General features: G+C 49.1%; 14 protein-coding genes. 5 read left to right on the forward strand and 9 right to left on the reverse strand.

Going from position 1 to position 13,987, the window contains the following annotated elements:
- Positions 1-53 precede the first annotated feature (53 nt).
- Together BLV22_RS07415 and BLV22_RS07420 are read right to left on the reverse strand one after the other, a co-directional pair.
- Entirely contained in the window at positions 54-680 is a 627-nt protein-coding gene (locus BLV22_RS07415) for a hypothetical protein (protein ID WP_091613301.1), read from the reverse strand.
- Between the two features lie 49 nt (positions 681-729).
- Positions 730-1,590: a GAF domain-containing protein gene (locus BLV22_RS07420; RefSeq protein WP_091613303.1), complete on the reverse strand. Its 861-nt coding sequence runs from the start codon at positions 1,588-1,590 to the stop codon at positions 730-732.
- 258 nt (positions 1,591-1,848) lie between these two features.
- On the opposite strand from BLV22_RS07420, the gene BLV22_RS07425 reads away from it, so the two are divergent.
- The 5 genes from BLV22_RS07425 to BLV22_RS07445 all read left to right on the forward strand — a co-directional run bounded on the left by BLV22_RS07425 (position 1,849) and on the right by BLV22_RS07445 (position 4,826).
- Positions 1,849-2,421 (forward strand): RNA polymerase sigma factor, encoded by a 573-nt coding sequence (locus BLV22_RS07425; RefSeq protein WP_091613306.1) that lies wholly within the window; start codon positions 1,849-1,851, stop codon positions 2,419-2,421.
- On the forward strand, positions 2,421-2,597 hold the full coding sequence (locus BLV22_RS07430) for a YvrJ family protein (protein WP_091613309.1): 177 nt from the start codon (positions 2,421-2,423) through the stop codon (positions 2,595-2,597). The genes BLV22_RS07425 and BLV22_RS07430 overlap by 1 nt, the downstream gene beginning before the upstream one ends.
- Positions 2,590-2,829, forward strand: coding sequence for a helix-turn-helix domain-containing protein (locus BLV22_RS07435; RefSeq protein WP_245724048.1), 240 nt, complete (start codon positions 2,590-2,592; stop codon positions 2,827-2,829). The genes BLV22_RS07430 and BLV22_RS07435 overlap by 8 nt, the downstream gene beginning before the upstream one ends.
- A 384-nt stretch (positions 2,830-3,213) precedes the next feature.
- Positions 3,214-3,636, forward strand: a complete 423-nt coding sequence (locus tag BLV22_RS07440; protein WP_091613311.1) for a MarR family winged helix-turn-helix transcriptional regulator — start codon at positions 3,214-3,216, stop codon at positions 3,634-3,636.
- Positions 3,633-4,826 carry an MFS transporter gene (locus BLV22_RS07445; protein WP_245724039.1) on the forward strand — a complete coding sequence of 398 codons (1,194 nt, stop codon included), beginning with the start codon at positions 3,633-3,635 and terminating at the stop codon, positions 4,824-4,826. The genes BLV22_RS07440 and BLV22_RS07445 overlap by 4 nt, the downstream gene beginning before the upstream one ends.
- Positions 4,827-4,881: 55 nt before the next feature.
- Here BLV22_RS07445 and BLV22_RS07450 read toward each other — a convergent pair whose 3' ends face one another.
- From BLV22_RS07450 to iolD, 7 genes are all read right to left on the reverse strand, one after another.
- Positions 4,882-6,237: a sigma-54 interaction domain-containing protein gene (locus BLV22_RS07450; RefSeq protein ID WP_091613314.1), complete on the reverse strand. Its 1,356-nt coding sequence runs from the start codon at positions 6,235-6,237 to the stop codon at positions 4,882-4,884.
- Positions 6,238-6,387: 150 nt separating this feature from the next.
- Entirely contained in the window at positions 6,388-7,302 is a 915-nt protein-coding gene (locus BLV22_RS07455; protein ID WP_091613317.1) for an aldo/keto reductase, read from the reverse strand.
- A complete protein-coding gene (locus BLV22_RS07460; protein ID WP_091613320.1) occupies positions 7,299-8,330 on the reverse strand; it encodes a LacI family DNA-binding transcriptional regulator in 1,032 nt (343 codons plus the stop codon). The genes BLV22_RS07455 and BLV22_RS07460 overlap by 4 nt, the downstream gene beginning before the upstream one ends.
- A gap of 188 nt (positions 8,331-8,518) precedes the next feature.
- Positions 8,519-9,457 (reverse strand): myo-inosose-2 dehydratase, encoded by a 939-nt coding sequence (gene iolE / locus BLV22_RS07465; protein ID WP_091613323.1) that lies wholly within the window; start codon positions 9,455-9,457, stop codon positions 8,519-8,521.
- A 37-nt stretch (positions 9,458-9,494) separates the two neighbouring features.
- Entirely contained in the window at positions 9,495-10,535 is a 1,041-nt protein-coding gene (gene iolG / locus BLV22_RS07470; RefSeq protein WP_091613325.1) for an inositol 2-dehydrogenase, read from the reverse strand.
- Positions 10,536-10,624: 89 nt separating this feature from the next.
- On the reverse strand, positions 10,625-11,638 hold the full coding sequence (locus BLV22_RS07475; RefSeq protein WP_091613329.1) for a Gfo/Idh/MocA family protein: 1,014 nt from the start codon (positions 11,636-11,638) through the stop codon (positions 10,625-10,627).
- Between the two features lie 196 nt (positions 11,639-11,834).
- Positions 11,835-13,754 carry a 3D-(3,5/4)-trihydroxycyclohexane-1,2-dione acylhydrolase (decyclizing) gene (gene iolD / locus BLV22_RS07480; protein WP_091613331.1) on the reverse strand — a complete coding sequence of 640 codons (1,920 nt, stop codon included), beginning with the start codon at positions 13,752-13,754 and terminating at the stop codon, positions 11,835-11,837.
- Positions 13,755-13,987: the final 233 nt, after the last annotated feature.

Here is a 13,987-nt window from a genome sequence, read left to right on the forward strand (position 1 = left end):
CGCCTCAAGGCGTATTTAACATAAAAAAGCACCCTTTCTGTATAAAAGGGTGCTTACGTCTGGATCTGCTGCCCTGCATTTTCCAGGGCCCCGATCGTCTTTTTTTTAAATACATCGTCGACCGGACGACCGTCCGGACTCGCATAATTCAGCTGATTTTTTTCCGGGAGGTAAACATATCCCAGTGCTTCAAGCTCTACGCAAAGTCCGGCCGGCAGCTCACCGGATCCCGTCTGCCGGATAAAATGCTCTGTTACCGAGACAGTGACCTCTGTATCCGTCGATCCGGTGTTCAGCACAAACAGATCATTTTCGTTCTGCTTGATCCACTTTCCTTTGGAAAAGAGCGAAAACGTCGATGCTTCGAGGGCGGAAATGCCGCTGAGGTTCACTCGGTACACGTCATTAATGATCTGTCGCACCATTTCGCCGGACAGAGTGGCCGGCAGCCGGACAAGTGCATAGTCAAGCAGCTCCTCTTTGCCGGCGGCCTGCCATTCCTGTTCAGTCCATGCTGCGAAAACGGGATGCGACCTCCGGGCGCCAGGCGCTTTCGGGTCTGCTGCAATACTCTGCAGTGAGATATCGAAAATGGTAAAAACAATGCGCTCCACCGAGGCTGCGGTAAGTTTATTTTCATTTTCCACTCTTTCATCCATCTGTTCTGCTTTTGTACTCATACCAGTTCCTTCTTTCAACTTGATATGTAAACCGTCCGCCGTTCTCTGTTCACTCGTTTCTGACCAGCCGGAATCCAATAGACTTCAGCGCCGTTTCCAGGCTCTTTTCGATCATAATATTTTCGCCGAGGATATCTTTGCGGATGTCCTGAACAGCCATATCAGGGCGGACGCCGGTCAGGATAGGATCGATGCCCATCAGCTTCAGTGCCTGAATGACCTGGGAAATATACGTCGTAAACATTTCGTTAAAGGCGGAAACACCTGACACATCGATCATAAAATAGTCGTATTTTCCGCCGTACACTTCCTGCAGCACCGTTTCCATCAAACGGTTGGACCTGCTTTCATCCATCGCCCCGACGAGCGGGAGCACGGCAATTCCTTCGCCTATCGGCACAATCGGATATCCGAGCACTTCTATTTTTTCATTCATCTGGTCGACACGGATCAAATAACTCAATAAATTACCGAACGTCTGCATTAACGAAATCTCTTCTTTCTTAAATTCACGCGGCTCGCGGTTTAATACGCATAGTGTGCCAAACGGGCCGCCATCCTGATTTTTAATGTATACGCCCAGAAAGGTATGTACATTGAAATTTTTCGGCATCAGCAGTTCCTTAGTTTCTTCATCATTCACAGCATCGGAAAAATGAAAATACTCCTGATCATCATTTTTCAGCACGTACTGACAAAATGACGCTTCGTGCTCTACTTTCATTCCCTCGGAAACAAGGGCCTCTCCGTGATTATTATAGGCACGCAGCACATCCATATAAGTATCCTCTTTTTTTGCGATATAAACAGAGTCCACCTGAAGGGACTCCGCGATCACGCTCATAATTTCTTCAGCCATTTCTTCAATGGAGAAAGTGTATCTGCTCAACGGCCCTGATGTTAAATTCACTTTTTCCCCTCCTGTTACACAAAGCTAGTATTCCTCATTCCCGTTTCTGTTTTTAAATAATCTTTTTGTAAACACATTATGCCACCGATGAGTCTTTTTTAACAGGACTTAACCTGTAAATTTTTTTAATTTAAGTATTTTCTTGTATACAGGAAAAGCGTTCGTATAAAATATAAGAACAAACGTTCGTATTAATGGTTTACTTTTTATCTGCAAGATGTCTTTTATAAACAACAGGGGTAAGGAGAGGAGGCATCTATGACACATTCATCATACGCTGATTCAAAAAGAGAAACATGGGAAACCTTCAGAGAGAAAAATCATTCGTTCCTGCGAACCCGGCTTATCCGCGAATTTCTGGAGGATGCTGTGCATCAGCAGTTATTAAAACAGGCTTTAAACGAAGATGCTTCCTGGGCTCACAAAGCCGTTGATTTGTCTTTTAAGCGGTACTACCAGGAAGTGATCTGGCGGTCTTATATGTTAAAAACCCTGCACTGGGATTCCATCCGCTATGACCGCTACCATCGCCGGCGCCAGCAGCGGACGCCCTTGTCCGACCAGGAGGAACTGTTTGAAGAAGCAGGCTCTTTTTACAGCCGGGCCGCAGAGCAGAGCCTTGAAGAAGAGCTGCACAATTATCCGCTCTGGCTCGGCTTTCGTTCGCTGACCCCGTACCAGCAGTGGATTTTTTCTAAAAAATACAGCTGCGGCTGGAAGGATACAGACATTGCCAGTCACCTTCAAATCAGCCGTCAGGCAGTGTCAAACGCCCACCGGAAAGGTTTGAAGACGCTTCGTTTTTATGCCGGGAAACGGGAGGAGCAGTGATGCACATTATTGATTCCAATGCCGTCGTCGAATTGCTTGCCAATGTCGGTTTTCCTATCATTGTAACGTTCTATCTGCTTTTGCGGATTGAACAGCGGATTGAGCACCTGCGCCGGGATGTGACCCGTTTGGCATGCTCTTCACCAAAAAAGGAGGAAACGATGCATGATGACTAACAACCGGACCCCAAAAAACCAGCGCATGAGTGAAGAAGCGCTGTATGAAGAGCTTCAAAAATTCGAACCCTTCATCCAGCAGGCGCTGCGTCAAACATCATACCAGGAACGGGAGGATCTTCAGCAGGAGCTCCGCCTGAAATGTATTGAAAAAATACTCACGTACGAGCCGCCGGAAGTGCCCGGCTTCTGGGAATACAAACGACGCTATGAGCAGCAGACGGACGAATAAACCGGCTCGCTCCATAATAAACAACCGGCCCGGCTGCTGGCCGGACCGGTTGTTACATATGTGCTACTCCATGTTGGAATGACGCCTGGCCATCTGTTCGTAGTCAGCTTCTCTGCCTGCGTGAACAGCAGTAATAATTAAGCCGTCCAGTATAAGGTGCAGACTCTGGTCAAATTGATTTCCCGGGAAATAACACTTATTTTCTTATCTATAGTATCTTCCCTTGTTATCTCTGGCTGCTTTTCCCTGGACTGCAAACGCTTTATTAATTTTTTTGCTTTTCGTAATCGTTTCCAGGGTTTACCTTTATCCAAATACTTCGTATACTGGTAAAGCTGCAATTAGTTAGCATGCTAATTAAATTCAAAAGGAGCTTTCTTTTCTATGGAATCAGATCAGCTTATTCATATGATTCATCAGCGGTCGCGTACACTGTCGAACACGCTAAACGAAACGCTTGCCCCGTTTGGGCTGTCCCATGCACAGTATATGATCATGTATGTGCTTGATACCGGCGGACCGTCCACCCAGTCCCATATGCGGAAATATCTGCAGGTGGAAGCGCCGACGATTGCCCGCACAATCGCCACGATGGAGCGCAATGACTGGATTGAAAAACGTCCCGGTACAGATCGGCGCACGCAGATCATCCACCTTACCGATAACACAAAAAAAATGCTTCCCGGGATTAAAGCACGGGTAGCAGAGGCAGAGAAGCGTTCTCTTATGCAGCTGTCGGACAAGGACCGGGAAGTTCTGCATGAGCTGCTCGGAAAAATTACAAACGAAAGGAGCGTGGAACAGTGAGCCGTCATGACCATCCCATCTGGACGAAGGATTTTATTAGTATCACGATTACCAATTTTATGGTTTTTACCGTATTCTATTCTCTTTTAACTACGCTGCCCCTTTTTGTTACCGGCACTCTCGGCGGCACCAGTGCCCAGGGCGGGCTCATCGTCACGATTATGCTCGTTGCTACAATCATTACCCGGATATTTGCCGGTAAAATACTGGAAAAAACCGGACGTAAACGGGCACTGGTCTGGGGCGCTGCCGCATTTGTCCTTTGTACTTTTTTATACCTTTTTATCGATACATACACGGGCCTGCTGCTGCTCCGGTTTGTACACGGCATTCCTTTTGGCATTTTGAGCACAGCTGCCGGCGCTATCGCTGCAGATGTTATTCCAAATGAGCGCCGCGGGGAAGGCCTCGGTTATTTCACGACCTCCATGAATGTGGCCGTCGTCATTGGGCCGTTCATCGGACTGACGCTGATACAGTTTGCCCCTTTTGCCCTTTTATTTGTACTGCTCGGCTTGTTTATGATTGTCGGCATCTGGTGTGCAGCCATTGCCCGTGATCCGGGAGTCCCTGCCGCGCCGCAGACTGAAAAAAAGAAGCTGTCCATTCATGATTTTATTGAACTGCGGGCACTTCCAATTGCTTCTATCGGTCTGCTTGCTTCTTTTTCCTACGCCGGCGTCATTTCATACATGTCCTTATTTGCCGAAGCTATGGGTCTGATCCAGGTATCGAGTTTCTTTTTTCTTGTGTTCGCTGTTGTCGTCATTGCTTCACGCCCGGTGGCCGGACCGTTATTTGACACCCGTGGGCCAGGAGCTGTTCTATACCCTTGTCTGCTGATTTTTGCCATCGGCCTCGTAACGCTCAGCTTTACCACTGCCGGCTGGATGCTGCTGTTGTCTGCCGCTTTGATCGGCCTTGGCTACGGTACGCTTCTTCCCGGTTTTCAGACGATGTCCATTCAGGCGGCCGAGCCGCACCGAAGCGGGCATGCCACCGCTACATTCTTTATTATGTTTGACTCCGGCATCGCTCTCGGCTCCTTTTTTCTCGGGCTATTAGTGAATGCTGTCGGCTACCAGTATTTATATCAAATCACGGCGGGCATTATACTGCTGACGATTGGAACTTTGTTTTTGTATTTCCGGACGTCGTCGGTTTATGCCTATGAAGAAAAAAAGGCATAAGCCCCTATAATATTCTGTATATAAAAAAAAGCAGGAAGCTCCTGCTTTTTTTGTATTACATCTGATGATCGCGCATTTTTTTATATAACGTTGTCCGGTGGATCCCAAGCTTTTTGGCAGCTTCTGTCTTATTACCGTTTGCTTCTTCAAGCGCCTGCTTAATCATATTCTGCTCCTGGGCCGATTTCTGGTTCTTCCAGTTTGCTGCGTTCGCGCTTTCGGTCCGGGACCTCTGAACGGGCTCTGTGGCTTCACGGGCTTCTGCAGAAGAGATGGGAAGATCTTCAGTACGTATTTTCCCACCGTCGTGCATTGCGGCAAGTTGTTCAATGACATTCATCAATTCCCGGATGTTCCCCGGCCAATCGTACTGCTTCATGGCTTCCATGGCCTTGTTCGTTATTTTTAGAGGCTTCACGCCCAGCTCAGTGGAAAAATGCGTATTATAGTACTCCACCAGAAGCGGGAGATCTTCGGTCCGATCTCGCAGCGGCGGCAGGCCCACTGGTACCACGTGCAGGCGGTAATACAAGTCCCGGCGGAATTTTCCTTCCTCCACCAGCTGTTCGATGTTTTCATTAGTGGCAGAAATAATCTTCATGTTTACCGGGATCGGGGCCGCGTTGCCGATCTTGCGCACATACGAATCTTCAAGCACGCGCAGGAGAGCTGCCTGCATCGCCATAGACATATTGCCTACTTCATCGAGAAACAGCGTACCTTCGTGAGCAGCTTCGAGTAAACCAATAGAACCCTGCTGGGGCTGCATCGGGACTTCTTTTCCGAATAATTCTTCTTCAAGGTGGGTGTCCGGAATGGAGGCGCAGTTCACCGCTATAAACTCTCCTGTTCTCCCGCTTTCCTGATGAATCGCCTGGGCAAACAATTCCTTGCCTGTACCCGTCTCTCCGGAAAGCCAGACAGGAGTTTTCGTTTTAGCGGCCCGCTTCGCCGTTTGGATCGCCCGGTGAATCTCTTCATTTTCCCCTATGATGCGCCGGAAGGTAGCGATGGAGGGCCGAAAGGTGGGAGAGGAAGCCGTTTCAGACGTATGTAGCTCTTTTAACGCTTTTTCCGTCCAGACCCCGGTGACTCTCCCCTTTTTGTTTACGACCGCGATTGGCGGGTACTGCTGTTCCCATGATTCCGGAATCTGGCCTTCAGTAATCTGGGAGACTTCTAAAACCCATCCGTCCTTAATCTTTTTATTAAGGCTTTTTTCCTTGTAGATATGGTTCCACACTTTTGTTTCATCGAGAACACCTACTGGACGGCTGTCTTCATCCACCATCACGATGGCATCCTTTTCCCCGTTCTTCCAAACCTTCAACACGTCAGACACTTCAGTTTTTGACGCCTCAAGCATATGTGGTTCCACTACGAACTGTTTCCAGTATTCTACTTCTGCCACACTCCATCACCCTTCCTGTTCATGAATTTATACCTCCGCTATTCCCTTCTGCTTCCCGAAAGAAACAACAGCTTTGGTTCAAAGACATTTTTCTGTTCTTTATATACCAAACGCCCTTCCCTCTTCAGGAAAAGGCGTCAGCTGTTTCAGTTAAATAGTGAACAGGGAACTGTCTTTATTATCAAGAAGGTCTACAGCTTTGGCGTTGCTTACCAGCTGTTCAGGCGTTTTGCAGCCAGGGATGACAGCATCTACACTCGAGTTGGCTAAGCACCAGGCAAGTGCCCACTGGGCAAGCGGCACGTCGTCCGGCAGTTTCTCCTTGAGCCGCAGGGCTTCCTGAAGCGCCGCTTCCTGCTCATTTTGCGGATGACGGTGGCGGACATCATTCTCTTCAAAGGAAGCCCCAGGTGTATATTTTCCGCTTAAGTAGCCGCTCGCCATTGGGACTCTGGCGATAACACCGAGGTTTTGGCGGTCACATTCCGGAAAAGCATCTTCGGCATTTTTACGGTCGAGGCGGTTGTACACCAGCTGTATTGTTTCTGCACCGACAGCTTCTGCCTGCCTGATCTGATCCATGTAGTCCTGTTTTTTTACAGAAAGACCAAGATGACGGATCTTGCCGGCTTTTTTCTGTTTATCGAGCATCGTCCACAGCTTATCATCCTGGAACTCTTCGTCTGTTCCGGAATGAAACTGGTAAAGATCAATGTAGTCCGTCCGGAGCGCCCGCAGGGATGCTTCGAGCTGCTTCTGCACATCCTCCGGATCATAGTGCCGGGTCCGGTCATTCGGCCCGTGAAAATGATGGCCGAACTTGGAGGCTACAAACCACTGATCACGGTCCTTTTGAATGGCCGCCCCGGTGAGTTCTTCCGCTAGATGGTCACCGTAGCATTCGGCGGTATCGATAAAATTAAGGTTTTCCGTTCTTGCTGCTTCAAACAAACCGTCCACTTCTTTCTGAGTGAAGGTTTTGCCCCATTCCCCGCCGAATTGATACGTCCCAATACCTACGACAGAGACCTCTTCGTTTGTTTTGCCGAGCGTGTTATATTTCATGAGTTGGTAACATCCCTTTCTGCTTTTTTTACATTTGCGGTCGTCTTGCGCACGTGCAGCTCCGGATTTAAAATAACTGTCCGCGTCGTTTCGTTTTTGCCGCCGATACGGTCCACGAGCATCTGTGTCACCAGCCGCCCCATTTCAAGAATAGGCTGCGCTACTGTAGTCAGCGGCGGGTCGCTCAGCGTAGCAATAAATGTATCATCAAAGCCGACAACGGATAAATCTTCAGGCACCCGCCGCCCCGCTTCTTTACCTGCCTGAATACAGCCGATTGCCAAAAAATCATTCAAAGCAAACACCGCGGTGATATCGGGATCACTCTGCAGAGCCTCGAGCATCGACTTTTTAGCGTCATCAATTGAATGATTGTCTTGTACCAGCACCGCTTCCTCCCGGCTTACCCCATGCTCATCGTACGCTTCGTAAAAACCTTTCAGCCGTTCCGTATCACTCGAATTGTTCATCTCGCCCACAACAAAAGCAATCCGGGTATGTCCTGCTTTGAGCAGATGCTTCGTAGCCGCGTATCCGCCCCGGTAGTCATCAACGAGCACCGTATCCACATCAATCTCGGCAGCGTCTCTTGCCACGAGCGCGAGGGGAATGTTCTGTTTCATAAAATCCTGCAGTGCTTTAGTGTTTTGTATTCCTGTTCCCAGAATAATACCGTCTACTCTTTTTTGATTCAGCCACCACAAATACTGAATTTCTTTTTCCGGATTGTTATCGGTATTGCATATAACAACATTGAACCCACCGGCGTGTCCTGTATCTTCCACACTTCTCGCAAGCTCGGCAAAAAAGGAGTTGGCAATATCAGGAACCAACAGGCCGATCGTATTCGTCTGCTTTCCTGTCAAAGCAGAAGCCACCGTGCTCGGCTGATAATCAAGCTCATCCATAATGGCGAGCACCCTCTGTTTGGTTTTTTCTCCTATTTTTCCTTTGTTGTTAATCACCTTTGACACTGTAGCGATCGAAACCTCGGCCCGCTCAGCGATGTCGTAAATTGTCGGTCTCATTTTATCTTCCTCATTTTTGTCGTTTCGTTTATTATAAATCCTCCGTTCCTTCCTATCCACCGGGAGAGCCTTTTCTTTTCAGCTTTTTGACCCGGCAGGAACCAACAGTCTTTGCGATCCCGCCCGTCTTCAGGCTCCCTGAAGCAGAAAAAAGCATTTCGATATTCACTCGAAATGCCTTCGCTCGTTTATCTGCCGGCTTTTTCCCCGTATTTCTCCAACACCTTTTCCATTGTTGCATCCAGATGATCCTTCGCCATTTTTGCATATTTGTACGGCGGTGCCACGTCCGGATCCTGCTCTGCTTCTACTACTGTCCAGCCCCGGTAGCCCCGTTTCATCAGCTCTTCAAGGACAGGCTCAAAATCGATGCAACCGTCGCCGGGCACCGTGAACAGGCCTTCGAGCACAGCTTCCCGGAACGTCAGGTTTTCTTTAATCGTTTTATTCCAAATGTCCTCACGGACGTCTTTGTAGTGTACATATTTAATGCGGTCGTAGTACCGTGTCAGCTGATCCATTGGGTCGTAGTTGCCGAAAAAGGCATGCCCGGTATCATACAGCAGCGACACAGCATCTTCATCGGTTTCTGCCATCAAACGGTCGACGTCTTCGCGCTGTTCTACAATCGTGCCGGCATGCGGATGATATACGAGCTCAAGCCCGTATTTTTTCGCGATGCGTCCGGACTCGTTCAAGCCGTCCACCATGCTTTTCCACTGCGCTTCTGACGGTGCTGTGATTCTTGCTTTGTCCGGATCGTCTTTATCCCAATGCATCGAGTTGCCCATCTCACAGACAATCACGTACTCGCAGTCCATGTCTTTCAAAAACCGGACCCATTCTTCGAAATCGCGGACTTCCTGCTCCTTGCGCTGCAAATTGGAAAACTGTGTGCCGACGAATTTACTGGCAAGCGTAATCTCGTGCTTTTCGAGAATCGCTTTTAATTCCTCGAGCTTACGCGGGAACGTCCGTCCCATTTCAGTCGCTTCGTACCCGATTTCCCGCATTTCTCCTAAAATCTGATCCAACGAATAGTGGTCTCCCAGTCCCGGAATGTCGTCATTCACCCAGCTGATAGCTGCAATTCCGAGATGGAACTCGTAGTTTCCAAGTCCCGCCATATGCTGCACCCCTTTTCTTGTAGTTTCCGCTTCTGCTTTAGTCGGTATAAACTTTATCCTGATGGACGTCTTTCATATAAATGCGCTCCCCGTTGTGTTTAAATGATTCGGTGGCAGCGAGCGCTACCTGCATATTGATTTTGGAATCCAGTGAAGTGACCCGCGGTTCCTGGTCTCCCTTAACGCATTTAATGAACTGTTCGAGCTCGAGGATATACGCTTCCCGGAACCTTGTCTGGAAATTAGGCACAATTTCGTGATTGCTTCCCGAACTGCTGTGCACTGTCACATCACTGTTACGAAGCGAACCGACAAAGATGGCTCCTTCAGTACCGATAATCTCCGCCCGGATGTCATGGCCGTACGGGGACGTTCTGCTTGCTTCCACGTCACCGGCCCCTCCGTTTTCAAACTCCAAATACGTAATCGCCTGATCAACGTCTCCGTATTCTTCCATGAAGGAATTGATAAGAATGCGGCCATGGCCGGAAACGGAAGAAATTTCCGATCCCATTAAATACCGGGCCATATCATAGTCATGAATGGAGCAGTCCAGAAATATTCCTCCGCTGTTTTTAATGAAAGAGGCAGGCGGGGAACCGCTGTCCCTGGAAAATCCTTTAAAATAAATCGGCTTGCCGATTTCTCCGGCTTCAATTCGCTCCTTGGCGTCATGAAAACCAGGGTCGTACCTTCTCATGAAGCCGACCTGGCAGACAACGCCGGTTTGTTCAACGACCTTAATCACCTCTTCAGCTTCCGCTACGGTGGAGGTCAGGGGCTTTTCCACGAAGATCTGCTTGCCGCTGCGGGCCGCTTTTGTAATCATGTCAGCATGCGTACTTGTCGGCGTTACAATCACTACTGCATCTACTTCCTGGTCGGCAAACACTTCTTCAGGGTCGGACGTCCAGCGTTCCACCCCAAGCTGTTCAGACACCATTTCGGCATGATCAGCAAGTGGATCGCATACAAGTATCAGTTCGGCTCCTTTTACCTTGTTCATCATGTTGCTTGCATGAAACAGTCCCAGCCGTCCGAGTCCAAGCACCGCTACTCTTATATCGTTCTGTGCCATTTGTACACCTCCTGTGTTTTTCCTGCCCGCCTGAGCCTGACTTGTCTGCTCTTCTTTATGGCTTCTGTGCCACTCCTTTTCTCTTCACCTTAAGAAAGTACTTTATTTAACTGGTCGGCAACGTTTATTTCTTCCCCGGTTTTCGCGCTTTCATAAATGCTTGTTAACAGGAAGGTTGATTTGTACGCTTCCTCTGCATTTACCGGCGGTTCTGTTCCATTGACCAGAGCGTCAATAAACAGCCGGTTTTCTTCTTCATAGCCCCATTTTTTACTGACTGGCATGAGGTGATAATCAGAGGAATCAATTTCACCTTCAAGCCCGCAGGCAACTTTCACTGTTTCGAGTTCAGCGGTCGATGCCGTACTGTATTTGCCGTAAATTTCAATCGCTTCAAACGGAAAGCTCCACCCGGAATGGGCAAAGGTGTTGAACGTCATGACCAGACCGGATTCAAAGGTCAAAAGAATCGCAAAGTTATCGAGTTCGCTGCCTGATACGGCCTGCGTTGCCTGGCATTTCACTTTCTTTACTTCCCCGAAATAATAGCGGCAGAGGTCCATCAAATGAAAAGGCGTTTCGTATAAAAAGCCTCCGGTTTTCGCCGGGTCAGAGGTCCAGGCAGGATGCAGCAGCTCTCCCCGGTTCATTTTAAAATGAGCGGAATACGCATCAAGCTGGCCGGAATCCATGTAGCTTTTAATTTTTTTGTACACATAGGCGTAGCGGCGGTTCATGCCGAGGTTGTAACACCCCCTGGACTCCCGTGCGGCATCGCGTATCTGCCTTGCTTCTTCTTCCGATGTGGCCATCGGCTTTTCACTGAATACGTTTACATTATTCTTTAAACAATGAAGAACCGGACTGACATGCATCGTGTTTGGCGTCGTGATGTAGACAGTGTCCACCCCAAGCGCGATCAGTTCTTCAATTGAGCCCGCTGTACGAACGTCCGGGCCTGCTTCTGCGGCCAGTTCTTGCGCTTTTTCTTCGAAAATATCAGCAATTCCAACGATTTCGACCCGTTCATCCTGTTTTAAAAGACCAGCATGAACAGCGGCGATGTGCCCTGCTCCCAGTATTCCAACCTTAACTTTATTCACGTTTCAGAACCTCCTGCACTGTTTTTTTATCGTTATTATAATTGTTTTTGAGTAAGCGCTTAACTTATGTTTATACTATCGTTTCCTTCCGGGTAATTCAAGGGGTAAACGGAAAAAATGTAAGCGATTTATCAAAAAGATAAATTCCCGTTAAAAAAAAGCGTCCAAAGCCGGGGCTCTGAACGCGTTTAACCATTTAATATTTCCGGGCGTCCTGCAGCTGCTTTTCTTTGTCTTCAAAGGACTCCCGTACGCTTTCGCGTTCAGAAACCTCTGAAACGCCGACGTGCCACCAGGATTCATAATCCCCGGTCATCGTCTTCGGCAGCACCTTTACGTCAATCAGTGTAGAAACCGTCTGCTTTTTCGCATCAGCAATAGCTTCCTTCAATCCTTCCTCCGTCGTCACCCGGTACGTTTTCAAACCATAGCCTTCAGCTACTTTGGCATAGTCAATGTGCATCACGCTGCCGCACATTTCATCCTTTGCTTCATCACGATGACGGAATTCGGTTCCGATGCTCTGCATGCCGTTGCCCATCTGCAGGTTGTTAATGCAGCCGTAGCCGGAATTGTCGAACAGCATCACGTTAATCTTTTTGTTTTCCTGCACGCTTGTAATCATTTCCGAGTGCAGCATCAAAAAGCTGCCGTCCCCGACCATGGCGTATACTTCTTTGTCCGGCTCCGCGAGCTTGGCTCCGAACGCCCCGGAAATTTCATAGCCCATGCAGGAATAGCCGTACTCCATATTGTACCGGTACTTCCGGCTCGACTCCCACAGGCGCTGCATATCGCCAGGCAGGCTTCCGGCTGCCCCTACGGCTACAGCATCTTCATCGATTTCCCGGTTCACAATACCGAGGGCTGTCGTCTGCGCCAAGTCTGTTCCCAGCACTTTACGGTACTCCTGCAGCTCTTCGTCAAGATGGCCGGCAATTTCCGGTGTGAATCCTTCTTCCGTATAGCGGACGGAATAAAGGCGTTCTTTTTCTTTGGCCCACGCAGCCTTTGCTTCCTCGGTCTCTTTTTTAAATTCAGACGTATAGTTCCCGGTTTCATTTACAAGAGCTTCAATCACGGCTTCCGCGTCCCCGATCAACGGCGAGGCATCCATTTTCACCCCGTGAAATTCCGACACGTTGATCGAAATAAATTCGACGTTTTCATCCCGGAACAGCTGCTTCGAGGAGGTGGTAAAGTCAGCCAGGCGCGTACCTACTGCAATAATGACATCCGCCTTCGGAGCGAGCGTGTTCGCTGCCAGGTTACCGGTTACACCAAGACCTCCGACATTCCACTCGTGCGTACTTTCCACCGCGCTTTTTCCGGCCTGCGTCTCTGCGATCGGCACGTTCCAGGCCTCAGCCATTTTTTTCAGGCTTTCTCCTGCCTCCGAATAGCGGACGCCCCCGCCGCAAATGATGAACGGACGCTTTTTGCTCCGGATCAAGGCTGCTGCTTCTTTTACCGAACGTTCATCCGGCACTTTTCTCGAGACGCGGTGGACCCGTTTCTGGAAAAACGATTCCGGAAAGTCATAGGCTTCCCCCTGGACATCCTGAGGCACGGACACGGTAACAGCACCGGTTTCTGCCGGATTTGTCAGTACACGCATCGCATGGATTAAGGAGGTCATCAGCTGTTCGGGTCTTGTAATACGGTCCCAGAACTTACTTACCGGACGGAACGCGTCGTTCGTGGAAAGCGTTAAGTCATGAGGCTGTTCCACCTGCTGCAGCACCGGGTCCGGCTGGCGGCTTGCGAAGATGTCTCCCGGAAAAAGAAGCAGCGGTATATTGTTTACCGTTGCCACACTCGCCGCTGTCACCATGTTGGCAGAGCCCGGGCCGACAGAAGACGTGCAGGCGATGATGCGTTTGCGATTGTTCTGTTTGGCATACGATATGGCTGCATGCCCCATGCCCTGCTCGTTTTTTCCCTGATATACACGGAGCCGCTTTGCTTCAGAAAGAGCCTGGCCGAGGCCGAGTACGTTACCGTGACCGAAGATCGTAAACATTCCATCTACAAACGGAATTTCTTCGCCGTCCCATTCAATATACTGCTGCTCCAAAAAACGTACGATTGCTTGTGCTGTTGTTAATACGGGCATAAAAATCCCCTTCCTGTTGTCGTTTTATAGAAGAAAAAACTGCCTTCTCCTCTCTCAGAATAGAAAGGAAAGAGAAGACAGTCTGGGGGTTGTGCTATTGTGCTGAAGCTGTACGATTACCAGCGGGCAGTCACCATTTTCTTGCGGGTGTAGAACTCCACGCCGTCCTTGCCGTTCGCATGCAGATCACCGTAGAAGGAATCCTTCCAGCCCGAAAACGGGAAGAACGCCAT

Source organism: Marinococcus luteus (assembly GCF_900106595.1).
In the GTDB taxonomy this organism is placed as follows: domain Bacteria; phylum Bacillota; class Bacilli; order Bacillales; family Marinococcaceae; genus Marinococcus; species Marinococcus luteus.

Coding starts and splice junctions, on each gene's coding strand:
- BLV22_RS07425 (WP_091613306.1), top strand. CDS start 1,849: ATGACACATTCATCATACGCTGATTCAAAAAGAGAAACATGGGAAACC.
- BLV22_RS07455 (WP_091613317.1), bottom strand. CDS start 7,302: ATGAAATATAACACGCTCGGCAAAACAAACGAAGAGGTCTCTGTCGTA.
- iolE (WP_091613323.1), bottom strand. CDS start 9,457: ATGGCGGGACTTGGAAACTACGAGTTCCATCTCGGAATTGCAGCTATC.
- BLV22_RS07440 (WP_091613311.1), top strand. CDS start 3,214: ATGGAATCAGATCAGCTTATTCATATGATTCATCAGCGGTCGCGTACA.
- BLV22_RS07430 (WP_091613309.1), top strand. CDS start 2,421: ATGCACATTATTGATTCCAATGCCGTCGTCGAATTGCTTGCCAATGTC.
- BLV22_RS07415 (WP_091613301.1), bottom strand. CDS start 680: ATGAGTACAAAAGCAGAACAGATGGATGAAAGAGTGGAAAATGAAAAT.
- iolD (WP_091613331.1), bottom strand. CDS start 13,754: ATGCCCGTATTAACAACAGCACAAGCAATCGTACGTTTTTTGGAGCAG.
- BLV22_RS07460 (WP_091613320.1), bottom strand. CDS start 8,330: ATGAGACCGACAATTTACGACATCGCTGAGCGGGCCGAGGTTTCGATC.
- BLV22_RS07435 (WP_245724048.1), top strand. CDS start 2,590: ATGACTAACAACCGGACCCCAAAAAACCAGCGCATGAGTGAAGAAGCG.
- iolG (WP_091613325.1), bottom strand. CDS start 10,535: ATGGCACAGAACGATATAAGAGTAGCGGTGCTTGGACTCGGACGGCTG.